At 43.5% G+C, this 25,656-nt stretch carries 24 protein-coding genes; 10 read left to right on the top strand and 14 right to left on the bottom strand.

The window, feature by feature from the left end; all coding sequences use genetic code 11:
• Positions 1-104: 104 nt before the first annotated feature.
• Both pfkA and BDD30_RS11685 read left to right on the top strand, forming a co-directional pair.
• On the top strand, positions 105-1,076 hold the full coding sequence (gene pfkA, locus BDD30_RS11690) for a 6-phosphofructokinase (protein ID WP_015836330.1): 972 nt from the start codon (positions 105-107) through the stop codon (positions 1,074-1,076).
• A gap of 183 nt (positions 1,077-1,259) precedes the next feature.
• Positions 1,260-2,261: a sulfate ABC transporter substrate-binding protein gene (locus BDD30_RS11685; RefSeq protein WP_041382601.1), complete on the top strand. Its 1,002-nt coding sequence runs from the start codon at positions 1,260-1,262 to the stop codon at positions 2,259-2,261.
• Between the two features lie 63 nt (positions 2,262-2,324).
• Here the strand turns inward: BDD30_RS11685 and tpiA are convergent, their stop codons facing one another.
• Both tpiA and BDD30_RS11675 read right to left on the bottom strand, forming a co-directional pair.
• On the bottom strand, positions 2,325-3,092 hold the full coding sequence (tpiA, locus tag BDD30_RS11680) for a triose-phosphate isomerase (protein WP_015836328.1): 768 nt from the start codon (positions 3,090-3,092) through the stop codon (positions 2,325-2,327).
• A gap of 134 nt (positions 3,093-3,226) precedes the next feature.
• Complete coding sequence (locus BDD30_RS11675) at positions 3,227-3,823, bottom strand: DUF1454 family protein (protein ID WP_041382599.1); 597 nt, start codon at positions 3,821-3,823, stop codon at positions 3,227-3,229.
• A 61-nt stretch (positions 3,824-3,884) separates the two neighbouring features.
• On the opposite strand from BDD30_RS11675, the gene BDD30_RS11670 reads away from it, so the two are divergent.
• The gene (locus tag BDD30_RS11670; RefSeq protein WP_015836326.1) at positions 3,885-4,319 is read left to right on the top strand and encodes a DUF805 domain-containing protein; all 435 of its coding nucleotides are present in this window, start codon (positions 3,885-3,887) and stop codon (positions 4,317-4,319) included.
• 2 nt (positions 4,320-4,321) lie between these two features.
• Here the strand turns inward: BDD30_RS11670 and fpr are convergent, their stop codons facing one another.
• Entirely contained in the window at positions 4,322-5,068 is a 747-nt protein-coding gene (gene fpr / locus BDD30_RS11665) for a ferredoxin--NADP(+) reductase (protein ID WP_015836325.1), read from the bottom strand.
• 332 nt (positions 5,069-5,400) lie between these two features.
• Here fpr and emrD point away from each other — a divergent pair, with 332 nt between their 5' ends.
• The gene (gene emrD, locus BDD30_RS11660) at positions 5,401-6,585 is read left to right on the top strand and encodes a multidrug efflux MFS transporter EmrD (RefSeq protein WP_041382597.1); all 1,185 of its coding nucleotides are present in this window, start codon (positions 5,401-5,403) and stop codon (positions 6,583-6,585) included.
• Between the two features lie 56 nt (positions 6,586-6,641).
• On the opposite strand, the gene glpK is transcribed toward emrD, so the two are convergent.
• Positions 6,642-8,165, bottom strand: a complete 1,524-nt coding sequence (gene glpK / locus BDD30_RS11655) for a glycerol kinase GlpK (RefSeq protein ID WP_015836323.1) — start codon at positions 8,163-8,165, stop codon at positions 6,642-6,644.
• A gap of 29 nt (positions 8,166-8,194) precedes the next feature.
• The gene (locus tag BDD30_RS11650) at positions 8,195-9,025 is read right to left on the bottom strand and encodes an MIP/aquaporin family protein (RefSeq protein ID WP_015836322.1); all 831 of its coding nucleotides are present in this window, start codon (positions 9,023-9,025) and stop codon (positions 8,195-8,197) included.
• Between the two features lie 304 nt (positions 9,026-9,329).
• On the opposite strand from BDD30_RS11650, the gene zapB reads away from it, so the two are divergent.
• The gene (gene zapB / locus BDD30_RS11640; RefSeq protein WP_041382595.1) at positions 9,330-9,572 is read left to right on the top strand and encodes a cell division protein ZapB; all 243 of its coding nucleotides are present in this window, start codon (positions 9,330-9,332) and stop codon (positions 9,570-9,572) included.
• A 63-nt stretch (positions 9,573-9,635) separates the two neighbouring features.
• On the opposite strand, the gene rraA is transcribed toward zapB, so the two are convergent.
• From rraA to priA, 7 genes are all read right to left on the bottom strand, one after another.
• Positions 9,636-10,145 (bottom strand): ribonuclease E activity regulator RraA, encoded by a 510-nt coding sequence (rraA, locus tag BDD30_RS11635; RefSeq protein WP_015836319.1) that lies wholly within the window; start codon positions 10,143-10,145, stop codon positions 9,636-9,638.
• A 108-nt stretch (positions 10,146-10,253) separates the two neighbouring features.
• Positions 10,254-11,171: a 1,4-dihydroxy-2-naphthoate polyprenyltransferase gene (locus BDD30_RS11630; protein ID WP_015836318.1), complete on the bottom strand. Its 918-nt coding sequence runs from the start codon at positions 11,169-11,171 to the stop codon at positions 10,254-10,256.
• Between the two features lie 97 nt (positions 11,172-11,268).
• Positions 11,269-12,600, bottom strand: a complete 1,332-nt coding sequence (gene hslU / locus BDD30_RS11625) for an ATP-dependent protease ATPase subunit HslU (RefSeq protein WP_015836317.1) — start codon at positions 12,598-12,600, stop codon at positions 11,269-11,271.
• A gap of 11 nt (positions 12,601-12,611) precedes the next feature.
• Entirely contained in the window at positions 12,612-13,142 is a 531-nt protein-coding gene (gene hslV, locus BDD30_RS11620; RefSeq protein WP_015836316.1) for an ATP-dependent protease subunit HslV, read from the bottom strand.
• Between the two features lie 124 nt (positions 13,143-13,266).
• Entirely contained in the window at positions 13,267-14,061 is a 795-nt protein-coding gene (gene ftsN, locus BDD30_RS11615; RefSeq protein ID WP_015836315.1) for a cell division protein FtsN, read from the bottom strand.
• 69 nt (positions 14,062-14,130) lie between these two features.
• Positions 14,131-15,159: a DNA-binding transcriptional regulator CytR gene (gene cytR / locus BDD30_RS11610; RefSeq protein ID WP_015836314.1), complete on the bottom strand. Its 1,029-nt coding sequence runs from the start codon at positions 15,157-15,159 to the stop codon at positions 14,131-14,133.
• A gap of 326 nt (positions 15,160-15,485) precedes the next feature.
• Positions 15,486-17,684, bottom strand: a complete 2,199-nt coding sequence (gene priA, locus BDD30_RS11605; RefSeq protein ID WP_041382592.1) for a primosomal protein N' — start codon at positions 17,682-17,684, stop codon at positions 15,486-15,488.
• A gap of 221 nt (positions 17,685-17,905) precedes the next feature.
• Between priA and rpmE the strand changes: the two genes are divergently transcribed.
• Complete coding sequence (gene rpmE / locus BDD30_RS11600; RefSeq protein ID WP_036771993.1) at positions 17,906-18,121, top strand: 50S ribosomal protein L31; 216 nt, start codon at positions 17,906-17,908, stop codon at positions 18,119-18,121.
• 131 nt (positions 18,122-18,252) lie between these two features.
• On the opposite strand, the gene metJ is transcribed toward rpmE, so the two are convergent.
• Positions 18,253-18,570, bottom strand: a complete 318-nt coding sequence (gene metJ, locus BDD30_RS11595) for a met regulon transcriptional regulator MetJ (protein ID WP_015836311.1) — start codon at positions 18,568-18,570, stop codon at positions 18,253-18,255.
• Positions 18,571-18,853: 283 nt separating this feature from the next.
• On the opposite strand from metJ, the gene metB reads away from it, so the two are divergent.
• The 4 genes from metB (at position 18,854) to BDD30_RS24675 (ending at position 24,459) form a co-directional block, all read left to right on the top strand.
• Positions 18,854-20,014, top strand: a complete 1,161-nt coding sequence (gene metB, locus BDD30_RS11590; RefSeq protein ID WP_041382590.1) for a cystathionine gamma-synthase — start codon at positions 18,854-18,856, stop codon at positions 20,012-20,014.
• 2 nt (positions 20,015-20,016) lie between these two features.
• Positions 20,017-22,452, top strand: a complete 2,436-nt coding sequence (locus BDD30_RS11585) for a bifunctional aspartate kinase/homoserine dehydrogenase II (RefSeq protein WP_015836309.1) — start codon at positions 20,017-20,019, stop codon at positions 22,450-22,452.
• Between the two features lie 340 nt (positions 22,453-22,792).
• Positions 22,793-23,677 carry a methylenetetrahydrofolate reductase gene (gene metF / locus BDD30_RS11580; RefSeq protein WP_015836308.1) on the top strand — a complete coding sequence of 295 codons (885 nt, stop codon included), beginning with the start codon at positions 22,793-22,795 and terminating at the stop codon, positions 23,675-23,677.
• 647 nt (positions 23,678-24,324) lie between these two features.
• Positions 24,325-24,459 (top strand): hypothetical protein, encoded by a 135-nt coding sequence (locus tag BDD30_RS24675; RefSeq protein WP_269450438.1) that lies wholly within the window; start codon positions 24,325-24,327, stop codon positions 24,457-24,459.
• 362 nt (positions 24,460-24,821) lie between these two features.
• Here BDD30_RS24675 and BDD30_RS11575 read toward each other — a convergent pair whose 3' ends face one another.
• Positions 24,822-25,403: a YolA family protein gene (locus tag BDD30_RS11575; protein ID WP_049795232.1), complete on the bottom strand. Its 582-nt coding sequence runs from the start codon at positions 25,401-25,403 to the stop codon at positions 24,822-24,824.
• Between the last annotated feature and the right edge of the window lie 253 nt (positions 25,404-25,656).

The following is a 25,656-nucleotide window of genomic DNA, read 5'->3' as shown; positions in this document are numbered from 1 at the left end:
AACAGATATAAGAAGGCAGATTTCTGTTTTAAGCGAAGTGATAGCATACGAAGTCGGCCATCCAGCGGGTTTGCAAATATTACATCTACAAGTCAGAGGTCATCATGGTTAATGAGATCAAAAGAATCGGTGTCTTAACGAGTGGCGGTGATGCGCCAGGTATGAATGCTGCTATTCGTGGTGTGGTTCGTGCAGGATTAACCGAAGGGTTAGAGGTTTTCGGGGTTTATGACGGTTATCTTGGTTTGTATGAAAACCGCATGAAGAAACTCGATCGTTTCAGCGTATCCGATATGATTAACCGTGGTGGTACTTTTCTAGGCTCAGCTCGTTTTCCTGAGTTTAGAGATGAGAAGGTGCGGACCATTGCTATTGAGAATATGAGAAAGAATGGTCTTGATGCGCTGGTTGTCATTGGTGGTGATGGTTCTTATCTTGGGGCTAAGAAGCTGACAGAAGCGGGTTTCCCCTGTATCGGCCTGCCGGGTACTATTGATAATGATGTGGCGGGTACAGACTATACTATCGGCTATTTCACTGCGCTGGAAACGGTTGTCGAGGCTATCGACCGTTTGCGTGATACTTCGACTTCTCACAAACGTATTTCCATTGTTGAAGTGATGGGGCGTTATTGTGGTGATTTGACTTTGTCAGCCGCGATTGCGGGGGGATGTGAGTTTATCGTGTTGCCCGAAGTCTCATTTAGCCGTGATGAACTAGTTGCTGAAATTAAAGCAGGTATCGATAAAGGTAAACGCCATGCTATCGTTGCGATTACTGAACACGTTTGTGATGTATATGAGCTTGCGAGGCATATTGAAACAGAGACTCACCATGAAACTCGCGCAACAGTCTTAGGACATGTTCAACGTGGTGGTTCCCCAGTTGCTTATGACCGTATTCTAGCTTCTCGCATGGGAGCATATTCTATTCAATTGCTGTTGGAAGGTTATGGTGGTCGTTGTGTTGGTATCCAGAACGAGAAACTTGTTCACCATGACATCATTGATGCGGTGCAGAATATGAAACGTGTGTTTAAACAGGATTGGCTGGAAACTGCGAAAAAACTGTATTAATCACTTCCTGTTATCCATAAATGCAGGAAAATTTGCATCTGCTACAGCCTCTTTGGAGGCTGTAATTTTTCCTTAGTATATTCCTCTTGTGTATAAGTAAATGTTTTTAATTATTTCTGAGAGATAACGCTTTCTGTCAGCCTTGAATTTCATAACAGTTAAAACAGCTTGGGAGAAATCCAGATGAAAGTCAGATGGCATGTGGGGTTGGCGTTACTGTTTATTACTAGTAGCAGCCTGTGGGCAAAGGATCTTCAGCTTCTTAATGTTTCCTATGATCCAACCAGAGAATTATATCAACAATATAATCAGGAATTTAGTCATTACTGGCAGCAAAAGACTGGGGATAAGGTAATCATCCGGCAATCTCATGGCGGTTCTGGTAAGCAGGCAACTTCTATCATCAACGGTCTTGATGCGGATGTTGTGACGCTGGCTCTGGCCTATGATGTGGATGCGATTGCACAGCACGGTCGGATAGATAAAGAGTGGATTAAGCGTTTGCCAGATAACTCAGCACCTTATACTTCAACTATTGTTTTTCTGGTGCGCAAAGGTAATCCAAAACAGATTAAGGACTGGCCAGATTTAATTCGTACAGGTGTATCTGTTGTAACACCAAATCCAAAAACATCAGGTGGAGCGCGCTGGAATTATCTGGCTGCGTGGGGTTATGGATTGGCTCATAACAATCAGGACCAGAATAAAACGAAAGCATTTGTGAAAGCGCTTTACCAAAATGTTGAAGTGTTGGATTCAGGCGCAAGGGGGGCGACTAATACTTTTGTCGAACGTGGTATTGGTGATGTATTAATTGCTTGGGAGAATGAGGCGTTATTGGCTATCAATGAGCTTGATAAAGACAGATTCGAAATTGTGACACCAAGCTCTTCAATTCTTGCTGAACCAACAGTTTCTATCGTTGATAAAGTGGTTGATAAACGTGGTAGCCGTGAATTGGCAATGGAATATCTGCAATACCTTTATTCTCCGGCTGGGCAAGAGATAGCTGCTAAAAACTATTATCGTCCACGTGATAAAGTGATTGCCGATAAATACCGGTCTGTTTTTCCTAAATTGGAATTATTTACTGTCGACGAAGTATTCGGTGGTTGGGGAAAAGCTCAGAAGGTACATTTTGCGACCGGCGGCGTGTTTGACGAGATTATTCAGCGCCAGAAATAAATAGCCACCGTAGCTATACGGCGGCCAATGACTACTCTATGGTCATATTGATAAGACCATGAATTATACTTTTTTCGCTGTTGCCGCGGCTTTTACGATAACAGCGAAAGCGTCGGCTTTCAGGGAAGCACCACCAACCAGAGCACCATCAATGTCTGGCTGAGCGAATAGTTCAGCCGCGTTATTTGCATTCACAGAACCGCCGTACTGGATAATGACTTGTTCGGCGATTGCCGCGTCTTTCTCCGCAATATGATCACGAATAAATTTGTGCACAGTTTGAGCTTGTGCTGGTGTTGCTGATTTACCGGTACCGATTGCCCAGACAGGTTCGTAAGCGATTACTGCATCTTGAAATGCTTCCACTCCCAGTAAGTTCAGCACAGCATCAATTTGCCTTGCACATACAACTTCAGTCAGACCGGCTTCGTTTTCCTGTTCCGTTTCACCGATGCACAGTACTGGGATCAGACCTTGTTGTTTAAGAACAGCAAATTTTTTCGCAATGAATTCGTCACTTTCTTTGTGGTAAGTACGGCGCTCGGAGTGGCCGATGATAATGTATTCTGCGCCAATGTCTTTCAGCATTTCGGCAGAAGTTTCACCAGTAAATGCGCCAGACAAGTTTACGTCGACGTCTTGTGCGCCCAGAGCGATGTGACTGCCTACTTGTGCTTGTTTAGCCTGAGAAAGATAAAGTGCTGGTGGTGCAATAGCGACTTCACAGCCAGCGACATTGTACAATTCTTTACGCAGGTCAGTGATGAGTTTGTTAACCATGTGGGTACTGCCGTTTAATTTCCAGTTGCCCATAACTAGTGGATGCCGCATGTTTTTTCCTCCAACCAGAGAATTTTTAAGTAGTGAATTGAATGAAATTCATTCTTGGAATAGATTCGGTAGTCAGGGTCCACAGTATAGTGATCATTACAAACAATAGCTTTGTTTTTTATCACTAATCCTGATTAGTCGTCCGGCTCAGATAGTGACAGCTTAATCGGTTCAATCGCGAAAGTAAGTACCTTTTCGCTACTATTTATCATAATATAGCGAATTGCCCCGATATTTTGGCTGTAAAATGGTGATTTTTTGCCGTTTTTCAATAAATTATCAATATTTTCTTTACCTTGCTCTGGTGAGAGGGTCGGGTTAAAGTGGCGCATCAGAGCTATCATATATTGCTCTATCAAAATTTGATTTTTTTTGGTTTCTATTTCATCTTCTGATGGTAACAACGTGAGTTGTAGGCTTTTTATTTTTTCATTTCCCCGTTCCAGAACGGCGGAAGAGTAAAGTTTCTCATTGATTTTACTGGCTGCCCGTGTCAGTGGCAGAGGAATATCTTTACCGGTGATTACACGATACTCATGTAGTGGCAATGCTGGATTGCGGCGATTATATTTTTCACGAAACAGTGGGATGGTTTCATCAAAGGATGATGCATTCGGTAGGAGATAAATCGCCTGAGTTATTGTTGATTTATCAGCATTGGCTACCAATGGCAGGTTGGTGCTGATTGCTATTAATATCATGACCAAAAATTTATTGACGCTGATTTTCATGTTGCCGCTCGCTTAGGTTAAACTGCGCTGAAAAACAGAATATACGATTGGAAAAGAATAGATGACATTACAACAATGGGTTTTTTCATTCAAAGGGCGAATTGGACGACGTGAATTCTGGATTGGCATCGGTGTTTGTCTGGCTCTGATGTTGGTTATTTTTACTATTCAGGGAATGGGTTATTTTCCCATGCATTATGCGGTTTTTGCTGTTGGTTTGGTAATGTATCCAGCAGCAGCAATAATGGCTAAGCGTTTGCATGACCGAAACAAGCGGGGAGGTTGGTCGCTGCTTTTATTGCTGGCATGGTTGCTGATTGCTGTTGATTGGGGTGGCATGGAACCATTCTGGCAATGGGGGATTGGACGTTTTATCCCCACATTGATAATCGTTATGATGGTGCTTGATTGTGGTGTATTTCGTGGCACCGATGGGCCAAACCGATTTGGCAACGTGGCAGAAAAAGTCAATTTTGTTTCTGTCAAAGCTGACTAAAATCACCAATATTGCTCGCTGGTGATATGTCCAGGTTTGCGGCGCAGGTGTTTTGTCATTCCACGCTGTTCTTTCAGCAGGTTTTGGGTGTCTTTCACCATTTGAGGATTACCGCATAACATAATATGGCTGTTGTCGCTGTTCATAGGAAGCCCGACAGCAGCCTCAAGTTCGCCATTTTCGATCAATGCGGGGATACGGCCAGTCAATGAAGTGGGGTTTTGCTCGCGACTGACGATAGTCTCAATCCGTAACTTGCCATTGAAACGCTGGACCAGTTGCTGCATAAGGGGCAGATAGCTCAAATCTTGTGTGAGTCTAACCGCATGTACCAATACGATGTTCTCGAATCTATCCAGAGAGTCCCCTTGCTGGAGGATAGACAGATAAGGGCCAATCGCAGTCCCGGTTGAAAGCATCCATAATGTTTTGCAATTAGGTATTTCATCAAGAATAAAAAATCCTGCGGCTTGCTCTGTGACCAATAGATCATCACCGGGTTGCAATGCAGCTAGCCGTGGGCTGAGTTTACCTTCAGGAACTGTTACTAAATAGAATTCAAGGTTGTTATCTGCCGGGGCATTAACATAAGAATAGGCGCGTTGAAGCCGTTCATTGTCTATTTCCAGCGCCAGTTTCGCAAATTGACCAGCAGTGAACTCTTCAACAGGTGCATGCACCTTGATACTGAACAAAGTATCTGTCCAGTGAATAACTTGTGTAACTTTTCCTGTAACCCAGTTGGCCATTAGAACTCATCTCCTATCCTGAAATCCCGGAACAGTTTATTTTTACGCCGCTATTCTAATCTATGGATACCAATACCATTATCGATTCTGTGTCATAGGTAAATTGACTGGTTTTTTCCTTGAGTATGGTTTTGTATGTACAAAATTATTGCCATTTGTGGCGTAATTGTCTGTCATTTTTTCCGAAAATAAAATTGTGTACCATCTCGAAAAAAATCTAAAATTTGTTAAGTTAGTCACATTGGTAGAGTAAGTGATTACAGTCTGTTTTCTAATCGCCAGACGATCTTATTGTTACTTTTATTTAATTATATGAACTTGTTGTGAATTCGATGAGAAAATTAGATAACTTTCATTTGTTGCTGATATTGATTGCACTGGTTGCTGTGGGGCAGATGACACAGACAATCTATGTGCCTGTGATTGCAGATATTGCTAAAGACTTTAATATGCCAACCGGTTCTGTACAACGTGTGATGGCGGCCTATCTGTTTTCTTACGGGCTTTCACAGCTTTTTTATGGTCCTCTTTCAGATCAGATTGGCCGTCGTCCAGTGATTCTGGCTGGCATGATGATTTTCCTGTTTTCTACTGTTTGTGCTTTATTTTCTCCCAATCTGGATGTGTTAGTTGTTGCCAGTGCGTTACAGGGGCTAGGGACGGGGGTTGCTGGCGTCATGTCCAGAACGATGCCGAGGGATTTGTATATGGGTACTGCGCTGCGTTACGCCAATAGTTTGCTAAATATGGGGATTTTAGTGAGCCCGTTATTAGCGCCGATGATTGGTGGTGTTATTGCGCATTTTTTTGGTTGGCGTTCTTGTTATCTGTTTTTGCTGATTCTGTGCGCGGGCGTCGTTTATTATGTGTTTCGTAAGCTACCAGAAACTCGGCCACAGCAAATTGAAAAACGAAAAATGTTCACTTCTTTTTGTCATCTTTTATCGAATGGTCCATTCATTTCCTATTTGATTATGTTAATTGGTGGTTTGTCAGGTATTGCGGTCTTTGAAGCCAGTAGTGGTGTGCTGATGGGCGGAGTGCTTGGACTGAACAGTATCGCTGTCAGTATCTTATTTATTCTGCCAATTCCAGCGGCTTTTTTTGGTGCGTGGCGTGCAGGACGGGAAGGAAAATCTTTTTATAACCTGATGTGGCATTCTGTGATTTGTTGTTTACTGGCTGGTGTGCTGATGTGGTTGCCGGGATGGTTCGGTGTCATGAATATCTGGACATTATTGGTTCCCGCAGCACTCTTTTTCTTCGGTGCCGGAATGTTATTTCCACTGGCAACAACGGGAGCAATGGAACCATTTCCTTATCTGGCCGGCGCAGCAGGGGCATTAGTTGGCGGTTTACAGAATGTTGGTTCTGGCGTAGCAACCTGGTTATCAGCAATGTTGCCACAAAACGGCCAATTCAGTGTCGGTATGCTGATGTTCTTGATGTCAGTTTTGATTCTGCTTTGTTGGTTACCTTTGGCGCATAGGATGCAGCGTCAAGAACATGCAGTTTAATGATGGGTTCATTTCATAAGACAAGGGTGGAAAATTCCACCCTTTTATAAGGAAACTTAACTTTTGTCTTCCCAATCTTGCGCACGGGCAACAGCCTTTTTCCAGCCATTATATTTGTAATTACGTTCTGTGGTTTCAATGCCTGGACGAAATTCTTTTTCAATGGTGGCTTTGCTTTTCACTTCATCCAGATCTTTCCAGTAGCCAACTGCCAATCCTGCGAGGAAGGCAGCTCCCAATGCAGTACTTTCACGTACAACAGGACGTTCCACACGGGTTCCAAGAATATCTGATTGAAATTGCATCAAGAAATTGTTGGCAACTGCACCACCATCTACACGTAGTGCTTGCAATCTGGTCCCTGCATCAGCCTGCATTGCATCCAGGACATCGCGGGTTTGATAGGCAATGGATTCCAGTGTTGCACGAATGATGTGATTACTGTTGGTACCACGGGTCAGGCCGAAGATTGCACCGCGGGCGTAGGGGTCCCAATAGGGGGCACCAAGGCCGGTAAAAGCGGGAACTACATACACGCCGTTACTATTTTTAACTTTAGTAGCAAAGTATTCGGAATCAGCAGCATCTGCAATGAGTTTTAGCTCATCACGTAACCACTGAATAGAGGCTCCACCAACAAAAACGGCACCTTCAAGTGCATAGTTTACTTCGCCGCGGGGGCCGCAAGCGATGGTGGTTAATAATCCATGGTTGGAACGCACGGCATCTTTGCCTGTGTTCATTAGCAGGAAACAGCCTGTCCCATAGGTGTTTTTCGCCATACCGGGCTGAACACAAAGCTGACCATACAATGCAGCCTGTTGGTCACCTGCGATCCCTGCGATAGGAATACGGGTGCCGCCTTTACCGCCAATGTTGGTTTGACCATAAATTTCAGAAGATGAACAAACCGTTGGCAGTAGGGCGCGTGGGATTTGTAATTCATCAAGAATATGCTGATCCCAATCTAGATTGTGAATATTGAATAACATTGTACGAGATGCATTCGTGAAATCCGTAACGTGGACACGGCCTTGAGTCATTTTCCATACTAACCAAGTGTCCACAGTGCCGAATAGTAACTCGCCTTTTTCAGCCCGTTCACGTGCGCCTTCGACATGATCCAAAATCCATTTCACTTTGGTACCAGAGAAGTAAGGGTCCACAACTAGCCCTGTATTCTGGCGAATATATTCTTCCAGCCCCTCTTTCTGCTTCAGTTTAGTGCAGACATCCGCAGTACGGCGACATTGCCACACAATGGCATTATAGATAGGTTTTCCAGTTTCTTTTTCCCAGATAATGGTTGTTTCACGCTGGTTAGTAATACCGATGCCTGCAATCTGATCAGAGCTAATATCCGCTTTCGCTAATACTTCTACCAGCGTTGAGCTTTGGGTTGCCCAGATTTCCATCGGATCATGTTCGACCCAACCGGGTTTCGGATAAATCTGGGTAAATTCTCTTTGTGAAATGGAGATAATATTAGCGTTGTGATCAAGAATGACGGCTCGTGAGCTAGTTGTTCCTTGATCAAGGGCAACGATATATTTTTCCTCAATCGTATTCTGTGTTGTCATGATAATAACCTGTTTGGAGATCCTCTACTTTAAGCTTTCTTTTTATTCTGGTTTTCAGTTTTACCAATACTAGTTGGCAGATTGCGACCAATAAGTTTACGGTAGCCAAATGCTCCGATAATGCCGCCAATAATTGGAGCTGTCAGAGTAACCAGATAGTAAGGGATTTCACGTCCACCAGTTAGGGCAATATCTCCCCAGCCAGCCAGATAAGCAACTAATTTAGGGCTAAAGTCACGGGCTGGATTCAGAGCGAAGCCTGTTAGTGGACCAAATGCACCACCGATAACGGCAATCAGGATACCAATCAGTAATGGAGCCAAAGGACCGCGAGGAATACCGTTACCATCGTCAGTCAGCGCCATAATCAGGCACAGCAAGGTTGCGGCAATGATGGTTTCTATCATAAATGCCTGAGGAATAGAAAGTGATGCCATTGGATAAGTGGAGAATACACCTGCGGTAAAAAGACTCTCAGGAGTACCACGAACGATATTATGTACCTGTTCGTAATCGAGGAATATATTGTAATACATCGTATAGACGATAGCCGCAGCAACAAAACCACCAATCATCTGTGCAATGATAAAAGGAATGACTTTTTTGCCGCTAAAGTGTGCAAACAGCCATAAGGCAATGGTCACGGCTGGGTTAAGGTGACCTCCGGAAACACCAGCGGTAAGATAAACAGCTAAAGCAACGCCGAGACCCCAAATAATACTAATTTCCCACAAGCCTAGTTGTGCGCCGGCAATACGGGCAGCGGCAACACAACCCAAGCCAAAGAAGACCAGTAGTGCGGTACCAAGAAACTCAGCGATACATTGTCCGGTTAATGTTGTGTTAGTAGTTTGGCTCATATGTTCTATCCTACTAAGAAGATTTTAGAGTGATCATTGTTATTTTCGCCTTTCAGGCATTGAAAGGTGGATTATGTAAATTTATCGTTAATGTTCGTAAACGAGAAATAGCGCAATTGAAATGTGTGTGTTGTGTCAACAAAATGAGCGAATTCGCATCTTTCTATTGTTTTGCCAAAAATCAAAGTGTGAGCTGCTTTGTGCTTTTATTTAAATAGTTATTTTACTTGTACTGGGGATGTTGCTAGACAGGGGCGCTTTGGCTACATACAATCAGACGATTGCTTATAAGGGGGAACCGAGAATGTCATTTGAAGTTTTTGAAAAGCTGGAAGCTAAGGTTCAGCAGGCGGTTGATACTATTACCCTGCTACAAATGGAAATTGAAGAATTAAAAGAAAAAAACAGATCTTTATCTCAGGAAATTCAGAATGCAACCAGCAGCAATGAGTCTTTGGCTCATGAAAATGAGCAATTAAGACAAGAGCAGCAGGGGTGGCAAGAGCGCCTTCGTGCTTTGTTAGGCAAAATGGAAGATGTCCAGTAATTACAATTTCCGGCAGACAAAAAAGGGCGATTTAAGAATCGCCCTTAATTTTATGCATTGTTGTTAGATTATCTCGTCTTCTTCACTATCATCAAGCCCCAGCGGCTCTTCAGATAGGATGATTCCGGTATTATCAGCATACAAATAATCACCGGAGAAGAAAGTTACACCGCCGAAATTTACCCGGATATCGCTAGCACCGGTACCTTCATCACGACAGCCGGCAGGAATGGCCGCTATAGCTTGAATACCAAGATCTAGCTCTGCCAGTTGATCAACTTGACGTACAGCACCGTAAACGACAATGCCTTCCCATTCATTTTGCATCGCGAGTTGTGCAAGTTCAGCATCAATCAATGCTTGGCGTACAGAACCACCACCATCTACTAGCAAAATGCGGCCATGACCATTTTCTTCGAGCAGGTCATAAAGTAACCCGTTATCTTCAAAACACTTAACTGTTATGATTTGACCACCAAATGAAGTACGTCCACCAAAATTGGAGAACATAGGCTCTACCACATTTACTTCTTCCTGATAGATATCACAAAGCTCGGAAGTATCATATTTCATAGGATTTACGTCTGGTTAAGGTATGGGACAATAAGTATATCCCTTCCTGGCTGATGTTAGCAAAATCATCAATTGATAAAATGGTACAAAAGATCGAATTCTGTCTGACTAATTAAGAATAAGACCGACAGAAAAAAGAATGTTAGTCAGTAATGCTATTTTAACCATGTGTTCCAACATTGGACGCATTCCTTCTGGTGTGGGTTCATTAAGTACATACCACATGTGCTTAAATAATAAAGGCAGAGCGAGCAGGAATAGCCAACCGGACCAGCCAGGCAAATTTCGTATGGTAAATAATACCAGGCAGAATATTGCTCCGATTATCAGACTGACATGATAATAACGGGCTTTTTTAGGGCCGAGACGGACAGCCAGGGTATTTTTGCCATTTCGTTTGTCATCTTCAATATCGCGCAAGTTATTAATATTCAAAACAGCGGTAGACAAAAAACCGCAGGCCGTTGCCGGCAGTACGACGATTGAGTCAAAAAAACCAGCTTGCAGGTAATAAGTCCCGGCAACACTTAACCAGCCAAAGAAAATCAGTACTGAAATATCACCGAGTCCCATATAGCCATAAGGTTTTGTACCGACTGTATAAGTAATTGCGGCAATAATTGCCAGTAAACCTAGTACCAAGAAACCTAATATGTCTCTGGGCTCTTCACAGGCAATAGCAATCAGGATAGCGCCAGATAGGCAAGCCAGCAACACCATAATCTTCAGTGCCTTTTTCATCTGTGAGGCGGTAATCATCCCTTTTTGCATGCCGCGCAGCGGTCCGATACGTTTTTCGCTATCACTTCCTTTAACAACATCTCCATAGTCATTGGCGAGATTGGATAGAATTTGCAGTATGGCTGCTGTTAATAATGCGAGCAAGGCAACAGGGAGCTTGAAATGCCCGCTCCAGGCAGCAAGGGCTGATCCGGTAATGATGGCTGCAAGTGCTAGCGGAAGCGTTTTCGGGCGCAAACTTTCCAGCCATGCTTGGGTTTGACTAATGGAAGTTGATGAGTTCATTTCTGCGTTAACTCGCTCCTTTTAGTGTTATAAAAAAGCGATGGGAGGCAAGCCTCCCATCATTAATTATAGCGAATCAAGGAATCACATACCCCGATTATAGAATAAATCGGCTCAGATCTTCATCTGCAACCAGTTCATCCAAATGTTCTTTAACGTAGTCAGCATTGATATCAACTGACTGACCGTGACGTTCGCTGGCTTCAAAAGAGATATCTTCCATTAGGCGCTCAAGCACAGTATGTAAGCGGCGAGCCCCGATATTTTCGGTTGATTCATTTACCTGCCATGCTGCTTCAGCGATTCTGCGGATTCCGTCAGCTGTGAAGCTGATGTTCATTCCTTCTGTTGCCATCAGTGCTTTGTATTGTTCGGTCAGGGATGCACTAGGTTCAGTCAGAATACGCTCAAAATCTTCTGTGGTTAATGCTTGCAGTTCCACGCGGATTGGTAAACGCCCTTGTAATTCAGGGATCAGATCAGAAGGACTGGAAACCTGGAATGCACCGGATGCGATAAATAAGATATGGTCTGTTTTCACCATGCCATGTTTAGTGGATACAGTACAGCCTTCCACTAGTGGTAGTAGGTCACGCTGAACGCCTTCACGGGAAACATCAGGGCCTGAAGTCTGACCGCGTTTACAGATCTTGTCGATTTCATCAATGAAGACAATGCCGTGTTGTTCAACTGAATCAATTGCCTGCTGTTTCAACTCTTCCGGGTTAACCAGTTTAGAAGCTTCTTCTTCTACCAGCAGTTTGAAGGCATCTTTGATTTTCAGCTTACGTGATTTGTGTTTCTGACCGGCAAGGTTTTGGAACATGGATTGTAACTGATTGGTCATCTCTTCCATGCCAGGAGGAGCCATGATTTCTACACCCACGGGTGCGGTAGCAAGGTCGATCTCGATTTCTTTATCATCAAGCTGACCTTCGCGTAATTTCTTACGGAATGCCTGGCGTGCTGCTGATGGCTCAGACTGAATTTCTGCTTGCCCCCAGTTATTTTTTGCTGGTGGAATCAACACATCCAAAATACGCTCTTCTGCCAGCTCTTCAGCTCGGTAACGGTTTTTTTCAATAGATTGTAGGCGAACCATTTTAACCGCAGCGTCTGTTAGATCACGGATAATAGAATCGACTTCTTTACCAACATAGCCAACTTCAGTAAATTTTGTTGCTTCAACTTTGATGAATGGTGCATTGGCCAATTTTGCCAGGCGACGTGCGATTTCGGTTTTACCGACACCAGTCGGGCCAATCATCAGAATATTTTTAGGCGTTACTTCGTAACGCAGCGTTTCATTTAGCTGCATACGACGCCAGCGGTTACGGAGTGCGATAGCTACAGCGCGTTTCGCTTTGTCCTGACCAATAATATAGTTGTCAAGTTCGCTGACAATTTCGCGTGGAGTCATTTCAGACATACTATCTATCCTTACGCTTTTGAAGGAAGTTCTTCGAAGTTGTGATTATGGTTAGTGTAAATACAGATATCACCGGCAATTGTCAGCGCTTTCTCTGCAATTTCTCTGGCACTGAGATTGGTGTTTTCCAGCATTGCCCGAGCGGCAGCCTGCGCGTATGGACCACCAGAACCAATGGCAATTAGGTCATTTTCGGGCTGAATAACATCGCCGTTACCTGTAATAATTAGGGAGCTGTTTTCATCCGCGACTGCTAGTAATGCTTCCAGTTTGCGTAGCATACGGTCAGTACGCCAATCTTTGGCAAGTTCAACAGCTGCCTTGGTCAGATGCCCTTGATGCATTTCCAGTTTACGTTCAAACAGTTCAAACAGAGTAAAAGCGTCTGCTGTACCGCCGGCAAAACCCGCGATTACTTTGTCATTATAGAGGCGGCGAACTTTGCGGACATTGCCTTTCATGACGGTATTACCCATCGTTGCCTGTCCATCACCACCGATTACGACCTGGCCATTACGGCGAACACTTACGATTGTAGTCACGAGTAAGCCCTTGGTTACAAAAATAGATAAATGTGACGCACGGTATTTTCGACAGTGTATATGGCTATCGAAAATACCGTGTGCACGGTGCTAGCAGTTATAAATGGGGGAGAATTATAATTTTTCAACCCCCTGTTACACGGAGAATACAACCAGATACTCCGGCACCTTTCAGACGTTCCTGCATTTTTTCTGCGGTGCTTTTACTGTAAGGACCAAGAACGACACGATGCCAACCACCTCCTGTTGTGATTTGGCTTTCAATACCGGTAAATGCCAGACTGGCGCGTACTGATTCAGCCTGATCCATATTGCGGAATGACCCACACTGTAAAATCATGCGTTGTGCGGTTTCTGCTGGTTTAGATTTACTGGTTTCAGCTGGTGGTATTTGCGGCTGAGCTGTTTGAACTTGTTGCTGTGGCTTTGTTTCCAGCGGCTGTTGCTGCGTCTCTGCTGGTGGCTTGATGATAACTTGTGAACGTGGCACTTGAACGCCATTGTATGGAACTTCTGGCAATGAAGTTGCTGGCTGTTGCATATCTGCCTGCATTTGTTCGAGTAGTTGCCGTTGTTCTGCGGTCAATTGGGTCTGTGAATTTATTTGCCCACTAGATGATGGATCACGTGGAGTCTCTATGCCAACAGGACGATTTTCCAACTCTTTGATGTAGCGCCAGCGTTCTTCCGGTTTTGGCGGCAAGCCATGATTTTGTTGAGGATGTTTTGGTCGTGCGTCTGGAACGTTTTCCTGCTTATTGTGGGTAATAAAGTAAAGGCCACCAATAAAAATAACCACCAATGCTATTGCTACTGCCAATGTTGTTTTTGGCAGACCTTGGGTTTGGTATTTTTTCTTATCGGTATTTTTACGGCGGGTGTTTGAACGCCCGCGACTCACATAATCTCGTTGTGCCACTGTCTAATTCGCTGAGTTATTTAAGTAAAAGAAAATAAACGATATGTTACTTAACCTGCGGTTATTTGCCTAGCTTTTAGGCGAACAGGTGCTTTGCCGAATAATTAATTCCGATTCCAGCAATTGAGAACCGCCAGATGTTGCGTGGCCTTGGATTTGATCGAGTAACAGTAACATTGCCTTGTAGCCAATTTGATAACGGGGCTGTCCAACTGTGGTCAGTGGTGGATCGCTGTACATGGCTAAATCTAAGTTGTCGAATCCAATAACTGATAAATCTTCTGGTATTCTTAAACCCATTCTTTTAGCTTGCCACATAACACCGATCGCCATTACATCGCTGTGGCAAAAAATGGCGGTAGGAGGCTCCGCTAAAGAGACCAACTGTTTGGTCAGTTCAGCACCGCTTTCATAGGTAAAATTACCGTGGACAATATAATCTTCACGAATTGTCCCGCCAGAACGGCGCAATGCTTGTATATATCCCTGAAGGCGATAACGGCAAAGTAGTATATCTTCTGGTCCGGAAATGCAGGCAATGCGTTTATGCCCCAGTGTTTGCAAGTAATGGGTGGCGTTGAATGCTGCGGTCAGATTATCAATATGAATAGTCGGCAGTTCTAAATCTGGTGCAAATTCATTTGCCATTACCATTGGTGGCAAGTTTTTTTGTTCTTCTTTACTGGCATCAAATGGGATGTTAGAACCGAGCAGTAGTATACCATCGATCTGTTTAGTGATAATCAGATTGAGAAACGCGTGTTCCTGTTTTTGCTGATGTTGGCAATCACCAATTAACACTAAATAGCCATGTTGTGAGGCTGTTTCTTCGATACCACAAATGACATCTGTGAAAAAAGGGTCACTGATATTTGGCACTATCACCAAAATAGTTTTTGACTCACTGCGTTTAAGATTGCGTGATAAGTTATTAGGATAATAGCCCACAGCCAGTACAGCTTGTTCCACTTTTTGACGTGTCTGGGAAGAAACCTTTTCCGGATTCATGAGTGTTCTTGATACTGTTGCGGTAGAAACGCCAGCCACCTCTGCGACATCTTTCATTGTTGCGGAGGTGCCATTCTTTTTCTGCTCCAAAACTCACTCCTCATTTCCTGACTGATTAGTTAAACGATTGTCATTTTCTGGTTGCCGGGAGTCCATCAGTCATTTCAAGGAAAATAACGACCTTGGGTTTAGGATTATGACAATGTTGTTAAGGGATCATTCTAAACAGTTTGGCAAATTCGTTTGCTCCTTAGTTTGCAAAAAAAGGTGATATGAATCATTTATTCGATGTGGCTCGCAAATTAGTAAATAATTTTTCATTGATTGCTTATTATCAAGTGTGATTTTTCCAAGTAGTTATAGGAGTATGTTTTATTTGATAAACTTATGCGCTTAAAAATAAAGGTTATGAATCACTAACTATCAGTTGGGTCTACATCAATACTCCATTTCACTTTTCGAGTTTGTGGCAATGAAGTTATTTGTGGATAGACCATGGCCATTATTTTCTGTAAAGAAATTCTAGATGGATGTTGAATCAGGAGCTGCCAGCGATAACGACCGCTTCTTTTCGCCTGTAATGCCGGAACCGGCCCCATGATCCATAAGTTATCGTCACGCAGAGGGTGATTTTCAAAAAGCAGACGCAATTGTTGTAAAAAAGCGGGCGATTGCTGATTATCGTGATCTTCTGACCGTAAGATAATATGGCTGGTAAATGGCGGCAAAAATACGCTTTGTCGTTCATCCATAGTTTGAGTAGCGAAGGCGTCGTAACCTTTATTTAATAGAATTTGCAGTAATGGATGGTCAGGGTGATGGGTCTGGAGAACAACTTCTCCTTGTTTACCTGCCCGGCCTGCCCGGCCAGATACTTGCGTATAAAGCTGCGCAAAGTGTTCTGCTGCCCGGAAGTCCGCAGAAAATAGGGCACCGTCAACATCCAGCAAGGAGACTAGTGTGACGTTAGGGAAATGATGGCCTTTTGCTAGCATTTGTGTGCCAATCAATATGCGGGCACCTCCGGTATGAATATCCGTCAGTCGCTGTTCCAGTGCTCCTTTGCGGTTAGTGGTATCCCGGTCAATGCGGGTAATAGGCACACCAGGGAACAGGGCTGAAAGACCACTTTCAAGCTGTTCTGTGCCGAGGCCAGCAGGTTGAAGATGAGTGGAGCCGCACTGTGGACACTGGCGAGGAACTGGGCGTTGGCGATCACAATGATGGCAACGTAACTGACGATGATGCTGATGCAGGGTGTAATAATGGTCACAGCGTTGGCATTCTGCAATCCAACCACACTCATGACAAAGTAAAGCGGGTGAATAACCACGGCGGTTGAGGAACAGCATTATTTGGTTGTCTGCTTTCAGATGTTCTTTAATACGATTTATAAGTGGCTGAGATAACCCGACTTTTAGGGGTAAACCTTTTAAATCCAATAAATATTGAGTGGCTGGCTGAGCATTCCCAGCTCGTTTGGATAGGGTTAGCTGGCGATATTTGCCTTGTTGTACGTTATAAAGTGTTTCTAGTGCTGGCGTGGCAGAACCCATGATAACTGGGATATTCTCTTTTTTTGCTCTGAACACGGCTAAATCCCGGGCATGGTAACGCCAGCCTTCCTGTTGCTTATAAGAACTATCGTGTTCTTCATCGATAATGATGACACCCAAACAGGCAAATGGTGTAAATAGGGCTGAGCGTGTACCGATGATAATTGCATTCTCACCGCGTTGCGCCCGTAGCCATACAGCAAGGCGTTCACTGTCATTTAGGGCTGAATGAAGAACGTCAACTGGTACATTGAAGCGTTCATTGAAACGGCGGATTGTCTGTGGTGTCAGGCCAATTTCCGGTACAAGTATCAGTGCCTGTTTACCTTGTGCCAAAATATTCTCCAGTACACTGAGATAAATTTCTGTTTTACCTGAGCCAGTGATTCCAGCCAGTAACCAGGGAGAAAATTGTTGATCTTCTGCACGGATAGTACCAACTGCTGTGGCCTGTTCTGTATTCAATTGCAGGCGTTCACCGGTGACCTGAAAATGGTTCCTCCAGTCTTCAAACTCAGGTTGTACAGGGTGCAAATCGATAAGTGTTTTCTTTTTAAGTGACTGAAGAGCGCTTTCGCTCAATTCCAGTTCTGCAATTTGATGGCGATATATCGCTTTCTGGCGCAATGTTGCCAGAGCCTGTTGTTGTTTTGGTGATCGTTTCAATTGTGCCAACGGTATTTCGGCACCTGTCGGAGTCACTTGCCATTGCCAGAGCGGGGTTGATTCAGCCGGTTTTCCCTGACGAAGTAATACCGGCAAGGCATGAAACAGGACTTCTCCTATGGGATAATGGTAATAGTTGGAGGCCCAACGTAATAATTGCCAAAGATCTTCTGAAAATAAGGAACGAGTATCGAGAATAGATTCTATCGGTTTCAGTTGTTCTGCCGGAATATCACTACTATCGGTTGTTCCAGTGACGATACCAATTGCTTTGCGTTTGCCGAAAGGTACTGTTACCCGCATCCCTACAACGGGTAATTGGCTGTTTGCGGGCAACAGATAGTCAAAAGAGCGAGTAAGAGGGACAGGTAGAGCAACCTGAACAACAGCCATAAAATTATTCCACAAAATCAATGGGTAAGTTAAAATATAATCAAAAATTGATTATAGAGTACCATAGATGTTGAGTGGATTTCATTGCGAGAGAGGCAGATATTCTGTATGATCCGCCGCCTTTGGTACGGAAGATACCAAACTTATTTTATCAACGTGACGTGTGGTGTCTGGCGGCAACAGGGCTGGATAGCGACACGGCCTTAAACAGAGGTTATCCCATGAAGAAAGGTATTCATCCTAAGTATGAAGAAGTTACTGCAACTTGCTCTTGCGGTAATGTAATACAAATTAGATCTACCGTTGGTCACTCCCTGAATTTGGACGTATGCGGTCAATGTCACCCATTCTATACTGGTAAACAACGTGATGTTGCTACCGGTGGTCGTGTTGATCGCTTCAAGAAACGTTTCAACGTTCCAGGTGTCAGCAAGTAATTGCAGAATTGCGCCCGCCAATAAGGTAGGCCAACTGGTACAAACGCCCGGTGTTTTGCATCGGGCGTTTTGCATTTTAAATGAACATGACAAAAGACCTTAATTTTTCAGTAGGTTTTGTTGTGCCACTATCAATATTCCCAGGTGTCGGGATCAATGCCCAATTCACGCATGATCTCTTTTGCAGCCTCTGGGATTTCATCATTACGCTCTTTGCGTAAGTCATCATCATTAGGAAGTGGTTGCCCGGTAAATGCATGCAGGAATGCTTCACATAGCAATTCACTGTTAGTTGCATGACGCAGGTTATTTACCTGGCGACGGGTACGCTCATCAGTGAGAATTCTCAACACTTTCAAAGGAATTGAAACTGTGATTTTCTTCACTTGTTCGCTTTTTTTGCCATGTTCAGCATAAGGGCTGACATATTCACCATTCCATTCAGCCATGGGGTACCTTAAATAGTCGTATAGTCATAAAATTAAGCCAGATAACAGAGGCAGCTTTCGTTGTGAAATATTGCCATTTTATCGTGATTTCCTTATCAATTATACAGTTATAGTATATTCGATAAACTAATCGCTACTAATAAAAGTATCATAATTATGATGGATAATTATCCCACTGCTTAATCTAACCGTAAAGAGGTTTAGATGTCTAGATGTGTTGACGTCTATTATGGTAGAGGATATTCTTCCTTGATTCAATTTATGGCAGACAGTGGTAACTGATATGACACGCAAGCAGGCAACAATAGCAGTTCGCAGTGGGCTGAATCATGATGAACAATATGGCTGCGTTGTTCCACCTATTTATCTTTCCAGTACTTATAATTTTACTGATTTCAATCAGCCGAGGACACATGATTATTCCCGCAGGAGTAATCCTGGTCGTGATATGGTGCAGCGAGCACTGACTGAATTGGAAGGAGGGGTAGGTGCTGTCATGACTAGCAGTGGCATGTCAGCGATTCACCTACTATGCACCGTTTTTCTAAAGCCTGGCGATTTGTTGGTTGCTCCTCATGATTGTTATGGTGGCAGTTACCGATTGTTTGACAGTCAGAGTAAACGTGGTGCGTATGAAGTTGCTTTTGTTGATCAGGGGGATGAACAGGCGTTAAAGCGGGTGTTGTCCAGAAAACCAAAGTTGGTATTGATTGAGACACCAAGTAATCCTTTATTACGTATTGTAGATATTGCCCGTATATGCCAGCTTTCCCATGCAGTGGGGGCGACAGTCATTGCTGATAATACTTTTCTGAGCCCTGTATTACAGAAACCGCTGGAATTAGGAGCGGATCTGGTTGTTCATTCCTGTACTAAATACCTTAACGGGCATTCTGATGTTATTGCCGGAGCGATTATTGCAAAGGATGAAGATATAGCAACGGAGCTTGCTTGGTGGGCAAATAATATTGGTGTAACTGGTGCGGCGTTTGATAGTTATTTGCTGCTGCGTGGAATACGTACTTTATCGCCACGGGTACTTTTACAGCAAAATAATGCGCTGGAGATTGTGAATTATCTTCAACAGCAACCGTTAGTGAAAAAGCTTTTTTACCCTTCTTTGAAAGATCATCCAGGACATGAAATTGCTTGTAAGCAGCAATCTGGTTTTGGCGCAATGATAAGTTTTGAGTTAGATGGTAGTGAACAGGCGATACGTTGTTTTCTGTCTGAGTTAAAATTATTCACTTTAGCGGAATCATTAGGTGGTGTGGAAACTTTAATTTCCCATACGGCAACGATGACTCATGCTGGGATGTCAGCACAGGCAAGGGCAGAAGCGGGTATTACGGATTCACTATTACGTGTTTCTGTGGGTATCGAAGATAGTCAGGATTTAATCGCTGATTTGGAAAATGCATTTCAGGCAGTAGTAAAGGAGTGACCATGAGTGCACTGGCAGTAGCAGGGGCGGAAAATGGCCGCCAATTACATAAGTTTGGGGGAAGCAGTCTCGCGGATGTGAAATGTTATCAACGGGTAGCCAAGATTATGGCTAATTATAGCCAACCCGGTGATTTGATGGTGGTATCCGCGGCAGGCAGCACCACTAACCAGTTAATTAACTGGCTTAAGCTCAGTCAGAGTGATCGTATTTCTGCCCATCAGGTACAGCAGGTTCTGCGCCGTTATCAGCAGGATCTGATCAAGGGATTGCTACCTGAAACTGTTGCTGAAGAATTGATGAAGTGCTTTATTGCTGATCTGGAAAGGTTGGGGGCATTACTGGATAAGCCGATCGGTGATGTGACTTATGCTGAAGTTGTTGGTCACGGAGAGATCTGGTCTGCACGTTTGATGTCAGCAGTGCTAGAAACTCAAGGGGTGCCTAGTGCTTGGGTGGATGCTCGTCAGTTCTTACGTGCAGAACGGGCAGCTCAGCCACAAATTGATGTTGAACTTTCTCAGCCGTTGTTGAGTCAGTTGTTAACTCAAAATCCAAGTAAACGACTGGTTGTGACGGGTTTTATCTCCAGCAATCATGAGGGAGAAACAGTTCTGTTGGGACGCAATGGCAGTGACTATTCTGCAACTCAGGTTGGCGTTTTGGCTGGGGCTAAACGAGTGACTATCTGGAGTGATGTTGCTGGCGTTTACAGTGCTGATCCCAGAAGAGTAAAAGACGCTTGCTTGTTACCTTTATTGCGTTTGGATGAAGCCAGTGAATTGGCTCGTCTTGCTGCGCCTGTGTTGCATACTCGTACCTTGCAGCCTGTTTCTGTCAGTGATATTGATCTGTTGCTGCGTTGCAGCTATCAACCAGAGCAGGGTTCTACTCGTATTGAAAGAGTGCTGGCAACTGGGACTGGAGCGAAAATTGTTACTAGTCATGATGATGTTTGCCTGATTGAGTTGCATGTGGCTGCGCATCATGATTTTAAACAGATCTATAAAGATATTGATTTGTTGTTAAAACAGGGGCAGATTCGTCCGTTGGCAACAGGTATTCATCCTGACTGTAATCTGATTCAGCTTTGTTACACTTCCGAAGTGGTGAGTAGCGCTTTGAACGTGCTGGAAGATGCTGCGTTGCCGGGGAAACTCTCCCTGAGAGAAGGTCTGGCGCTGGTGGCTCTGGTTGGAGCAGGTGTGTGTAAGAATCCATTGCATTGTCATCGTTTTTATCAGCAACTTAAAGATCAGCCAGTAGAATTTATCTGGCATGCAGAGGATGGTATTAGCCTTGTTGCTGTGCTGCGAACTAATCAGACTGAACATGTCATTCAGGGGTTGCACCAGAGTTTATTCCGTGCTGAAAAGCGGATTGGCCTGATCTTATTCGGTAAAGGCAATATTGGTTCCCGTTGGTTGGAGTTATTCACCCGTGAGCAGAAAAATATTTCTGCTCGTAGTGATTTTGAATTTATTTTGGCAGGGGTGGTGGATAGCCGCCGAAGTTTGCTCGATTATCAGGGAATTGATGCCAGCCGAGCATTAGCTTTCTTTGATAATGAGGCGACAGAGCATGATGTCGATGAGTTATTCTTGTGGATGAGAGCGCATCCTTATGATGATTTGGTCATTTTGGATGTGACTGCCAGTGAAGAATTGGCCCGATGTTATACCGATTTCGCCAGCTACGGTTTCCATGTTATCAGTGCTAATAAGATTGCTGGTTCTTCCAGTAGTAACGATTATCGTCTTATCCGTGATGCATTCGCTAAAACAGGTCGTCACTGGTTTTATAATGCGACAGTGGGTGCTGGCTTACCAATCAACCATACCGTGAGAGATTTACGAGAGAGTGGTGATACCATTCTGTCGATCAGTGGTATCTTCTCCGGTACATTATCCTGGCTGTTTCTACAATTTGATGGTTCCGTACCATTCAGTGACTTAGTCGAGCAAGCTTGGCAACAGGGATTGACAGAGCCTGATCCACGTATTGATCTCTCAGGGCAGGATGTGATGCGTAAATTGATTATCCTCGCTCGTGAAGCGGGGTATGAGATTGAACCAGAGCAAGTACGTGTTGAGTCACTCGTCCCGAAAGACGCAGAATTAGGTTCTGTTGAGCAATTTTTTGATAACAGCAGCGCTATCAATGAGCAAATGGTGCAGCGATTTGCTGCCGCACAGGAGATGGGTATGGTATTGCGCTATGTTGCTCGTTTTAATGCGAATGGTAAGGCAAAAGTAGGTGTTGAGGCAGTATGTCCTGATCACCCGCTGGCTTCTTTGTTGCCGTGCGACAATGTATTTGCGATTGAGAGTCGCTGGTATCGTGATAATCCGCTGGTGATCCGCGGACCGGGTGCTGGTCGCGATGTGACAGCAGGGGCAATTCAATCTGATCTTAACCGTTTGTCGCAGCTGCTTTGAGTTACAAAATTTTTACTTTATCTAATGTGATTTCCTTCGCTTAATTTTCGATGAAACGTGAGGAAGGCTGTGCTGAGAAGAACGCTTTTCCTCATTGTTGTCTTGGACATTTTGATCTGCCAAGTTGATGTAAACGTAACCCAGTATCTATTGATGAATTTTTTTCCGATTCAGGATGAATATTACTCACTCGTTTAACCCAAATTTGTTGTTGACTAAGAAATGCCGATCCTTCATCTTATTTAGACGTCTAAACGTATAGGTGTTTAGATGTTTAAATAAGAATGGCTGGCAAATTATAAAATAAGAAATTATTCCGCTTGTTAACGAGGTACAGGGTATGAGTTTTTTTCACGCTAATCAGCGAGAGGCGCTGAATCAGAATCTGGCTGAACTGGAAGGGCAGATCCGTGTTTCATTTGAATTCTTTCCACCGCGTACAGCAGAGATGGAAAAAACCCTGTGGAAATCGATTGGTCGATTGAGCACCCTCAAGCCTAAATTTGTTTCCGTTACTTATGGTGCTAACTCTGGTGAACGTGATCGAACTCATAGCATTATCAAGGGAATAAAAGAGAAAACCGGTCTTGAAGCTGCCCCACACCTTACTTGCATTGATGCCAGCCGTGATGAATTGTGCAAAATAGCCCGTGATTACTGGAATAATGGTATCCGTCATATCGTGGCTTTACGTGGTGATTTACCGGATAACGGCGAAAAACCAAAAATGTACGGGGTTGATCTGGTTGAATTACTGAAGAAAGAAGCCGATTTTGATATTTCAGTTGCTGCATACCCTGAAGTTCATCCTGAGGCGAAAAGTTCTCAAGCTGATTTGATTAGCTTAAAACGGAAAATTGATGCTGGTGCAAGCCGTGCTATTACCCAATTTTTCTTTGATGTGGAAAGTTATCTGCGTTTTCGTGACCGTTGTGTTGCTGCTGGGATTGATGTGGAAATTGTTCCGGGAATTCTGCCGGTATCCAACTTCCGTCAGCTTCAGCGTTTTGCTGCAATGACTAATGTTCGTATTCCGAGCTGGATGACCAGAATGTTTGATGGGTTAGACGATGATCCTGAAAGTTCTAATTTGGTTGGTGCTTCTATTGCAATGGATATGGTAAAGATTTTAAGCCGTGAAGGTGTGAAAGATTTTCACTTTTATACCTTGAACCGTGCGGAACTGAGTTATGCAATTTGCCATACTTTGGGTGTTCGTCCTTAATCGTTGGCTCTTACTAAGAATTTCTTAGTAAGAGCATGTTTTTTTGCTGCTTTATTTCGATCAAGAGTAAGTTTTTTTTCGTCTTATAGGATAAATAAGGTAAATATATTTAGAGTTAACATATTTATATTTTTGGTGTTTAATTCAATGAATGATGGGGATTTAAACGGTAATAAATAATTTCAATGGTTATCGTGCGTTTCATAATATCTTTTGCATTATTGTCACTCTCTATTTTCCGAATATTATCTGATTGATAGTCGTATAGATGTGAATAGCGATTCAGTCAATTACTAGAAAATAAAGTAACTCACAAAGATAATATAATTGCAGTGACTGATTCTTATCGTCTTTTTTATAGGTAAGAAAGACATACCATTTAACCTGAATTCTGCTGGCTATAACCAACTATACCCTATGGATTTCAAGATGCTTCGCGACGGCAAGTGAGCGAATCCCCGGGAGCATAGATAACTATGTGACCGGGGTGAGTGAGTGCAGCCAACAAAGAGGCAACTTGAAAGATAACGGGTATATATGAAGAGCATATTAATGTTGATGAGCAACGGGCACGGGTACTACGTTCAGAATCTGCTGTTGAGTTTCAAAGCGTGCAGATTTCCCGCATGGTTAGTGCGGGGGTTGATATGGCACCTAATATTTTTGGTCTGGTTGATGGTGGTATACATTATGGTGCTATTACTGATGATATTGAATTGAGTGCCTCTGTTAAGATGGTTAATACGGAAAAAGTTGGGCAGTTGGAAGTGTATCGCCGTTAGGAATAATAAGAAATTCAGCGTGACAATACACACGCGGAGATTAATCAGTTAAATGCACAACTGGAGTCACTGTCATTTCGTGAAGTGGCTAAAATGCAAAAAACTATCTGAAAACTCAATAAGCTCAAGTGCAGGCACAATTGACCTTTGCGGGGGAACTTGACGGCAGCGATTTATGAGGAACTCACAAGAGGTAATCTTTTAAATTCAATTGTGGTTTTTCTGTATTATTTAAATTAATTGAATATAACTTCTTAATTACGATGAGAATTAGCGTAATAGGTCAATTACTTTGATACCTGTGTGTAGAAATGAACAAGGGTGGTTTCCCAGCCCTTGTAGATTAAGTAGATTTCAGCAGGTTAAAGAATGTTAATCTGCACAGACATGGTATTCCAAGGAGAATTCGTGGACGTGTTCTGGTACCTGAAGGTGCCATTCTGGTTACCGTCGAGATTATATTCATGAAGGTAGCCAACCACAGTTTGGCCCGCAGTGCACGGCCAAGTGTAGTACCCGTTCGTAATACAAACTGTTTTAGAAGAGTACATCGCTGAGTTAGGCAGTAGACCGCCGTTCATCCAAGCAAAGGAGCTGTACCCGTAGCCAATTTCCAGAACGGCGGCACGGAGCTGCTGTCCTCCGTGATCGCAGGTTGTTGCAAATAAGTTGGAAGTGTATTCCCATCCGCAATTCGTTGAGCCAACAGCATAAACCCACATATTGGTTAGCCCAGGTGCAGGAGCGTGAACAGACCCATCCTCGATTTTGAGATCCCGCTCTTCGGCTCGGATGGGACTCTTAACGTTAGGCAGTAGCTGGGATTGCTCTATCAGGACTTTTTGAGCAGCAGGAACTTTCGGTAGTTGCTCTGTTTGGGCATAGGCATTAACGCCAAACAAGGAAGCAAGCGATAACAAAATGGCGAGTTTACTTTTCTTCATAATTGAGTCCTCTGAGAAATAGAAAAACACAATTCTAGGGAAGTGAGCAAAAATCGCATTATTAAATTTTATTTATGTAATGATCGGGATTTTGGTGTTTGTGATTGCGTATTTTCGTATCTCATTGTGTAGTAAGGAACGGATTAATGATAAGTAATTTTTCTTAAATTAGACTTCACTTGGTGAGAAATAGCTTCTTTTTCGTTGTGTATTGAGCACATTTTGTACGGGGTTGTCTGGAGAAAAAAGATAC

Origin of the sequence: Photorhabdus asymbiotica (assembly GCF_003634575.1) — a bacterium.
Classification (GTDB): Bacteria; Pseudomonadota; Gammaproteobacteria; order Enterobacterales; family Enterobacteriaceae; genus Photorhabdus; species Photorhabdus asymbiotica.
Note: the sequence above shows the minus strand (reverse complement) of the source record. Positions and strands in the feature narration are given on the sequence as shown.

Excerpts from the sequence above, each read along its gene's own strand:
- BDD30_RS11650 (WP_015836322.1), bottom strand. The coding sequence starts at position 9,025 with ATGAGCCAAACTACTAACACAACATTAACCGGACAATGTATCGCTGAG.
- rpmE (WP_036771993.1), top strand. The coding sequence starts at position 17,906 with ATGAAGAAAGGTATTCATCCTAAGTATGAAGAAGTTACTGCAACTTGC.
- BDD30_RS11575 (WP_049795232.1), bottom strand. The coding sequence starts at position 25,403 with ATGAAGAAAAGTAAACTCGCCATTTTGTTATCGCTTGCTTCCTTGTTT.
- zapB (WP_041382595.1), top strand. The coding sequence starts at position 9,330 with ATGTCATTTGAAGTTTTTGAAAAGCTGGAAGCTAAGGTTCAGCAGGCG.
- metF (WP_015836308.1), top strand. The coding sequence starts at position 22,793 with ATGAGTTTTTTTCACGCTAATCAGCGAGAGGCGCTGAATCAGAATCTG.
- BDD30_RS11675 (WP_041382599.1), bottom strand. The coding sequence starts at position 3,823 with ATGAAAATCAGCGTCAATAAATTTTTGGTCATGATATTAATAGCAATC.
- emrD (WP_041382597.1), top strand. The coding sequence starts at position 5,401 with ATGAGAAAATTAGATAACTTTCATTTGTTGCTGATATTGATTGCACTG.
- fpr (WP_015836325.1), bottom strand. The coding sequence starts at position 5,068 with ATGGCCAACTGGGTTACAGGAAAAGTTACACAAGTTATTCACTGGACA.
- metB (WP_041382590.1), top strand. The coding sequence starts at position 18,854 with ATGACACGCAAGCAGGCAACAATAGCAGTTCGCAGTGGGCTGAATCAT.
- rraA (WP_015836319.1), bottom strand. The coding sequence starts at position 10,145 with ATGAAATATGATACTTCCGAGCTTTGTGATATCTATCAGGAAGAAGTA.
- glpK (WP_015836323.1), bottom strand. The coding sequence starts at position 8,165 with ATGACAACACAGAATACGATTGAGGAAAAATATATCGTTGCCCTTGAT.
- tpiA (WP_015836328.1), bottom strand. The coding sequence starts at position 3,092 with ATGCGGCATCCACTAGTTATGGGCAACTGGAAATTAAACGGCAGTACC.
- pfkA (WP_015836330.1), top strand. The coding sequence starts at position 105 with ATGGTTAATGAGATCAAAAGAATCGGTGTCTTAACGAGTGGCGGTGAT.
- metJ (WP_015836311.1), bottom strand. The coding sequence starts at position 18,570 with ATGGCTGAATGGAATGGTGAATATGTCAGCCCTTATGCTGAACATGGC.
- BDD30_RS11670 (WP_015836326.1), top strand. The coding sequence starts at position 3,885 with ATGACATTACAACAATGGGTTTTTTCATTCAAAGGGCGAATTGGACGA.
- BDD30_RS11630 (WP_015836318.1), bottom strand. The coding sequence starts at position 11,171 with ATGAACTCATCAACTTCCATTAGTCAAACCCAAGCATGGCTGGAAAGT.
- BDD30_RS24675 (WP_269450438.1), top strand. The coding sequence starts at position 24,325 with ATGGCACCTAATATTTTTGGTCTGGTTGATGGTGGTATACATTATGGT.
- BDD30_RS11585 (WP_015836309.1), top strand. The coding sequence starts at position 20,017 with ATGAGTGCACTGGCAGTAGCAGGGGCGGAAAATGGCCGCCAATTACAT.
- BDD30_RS11685 (WP_041382601.1), top strand. The coding sequence starts at position 1,260 with ATGAAAGTCAGATGGCATGTGGGGTTGGCGTTACTGTTTATTACTAGT.
- hslU (WP_015836317.1), bottom strand. The coding sequence starts at position 12,600 with ATGTCTGAAATGACTCCACGCGAAATTGTCAGCGAACTTGACAACTAT.
- priA (WP_041382592.1), bottom strand. The coding sequence starts at position 17,684 with ATGGCTGTTGTTCAGGTTGCTCTACCTGTCCCTCTTACTCGCTCTTTT.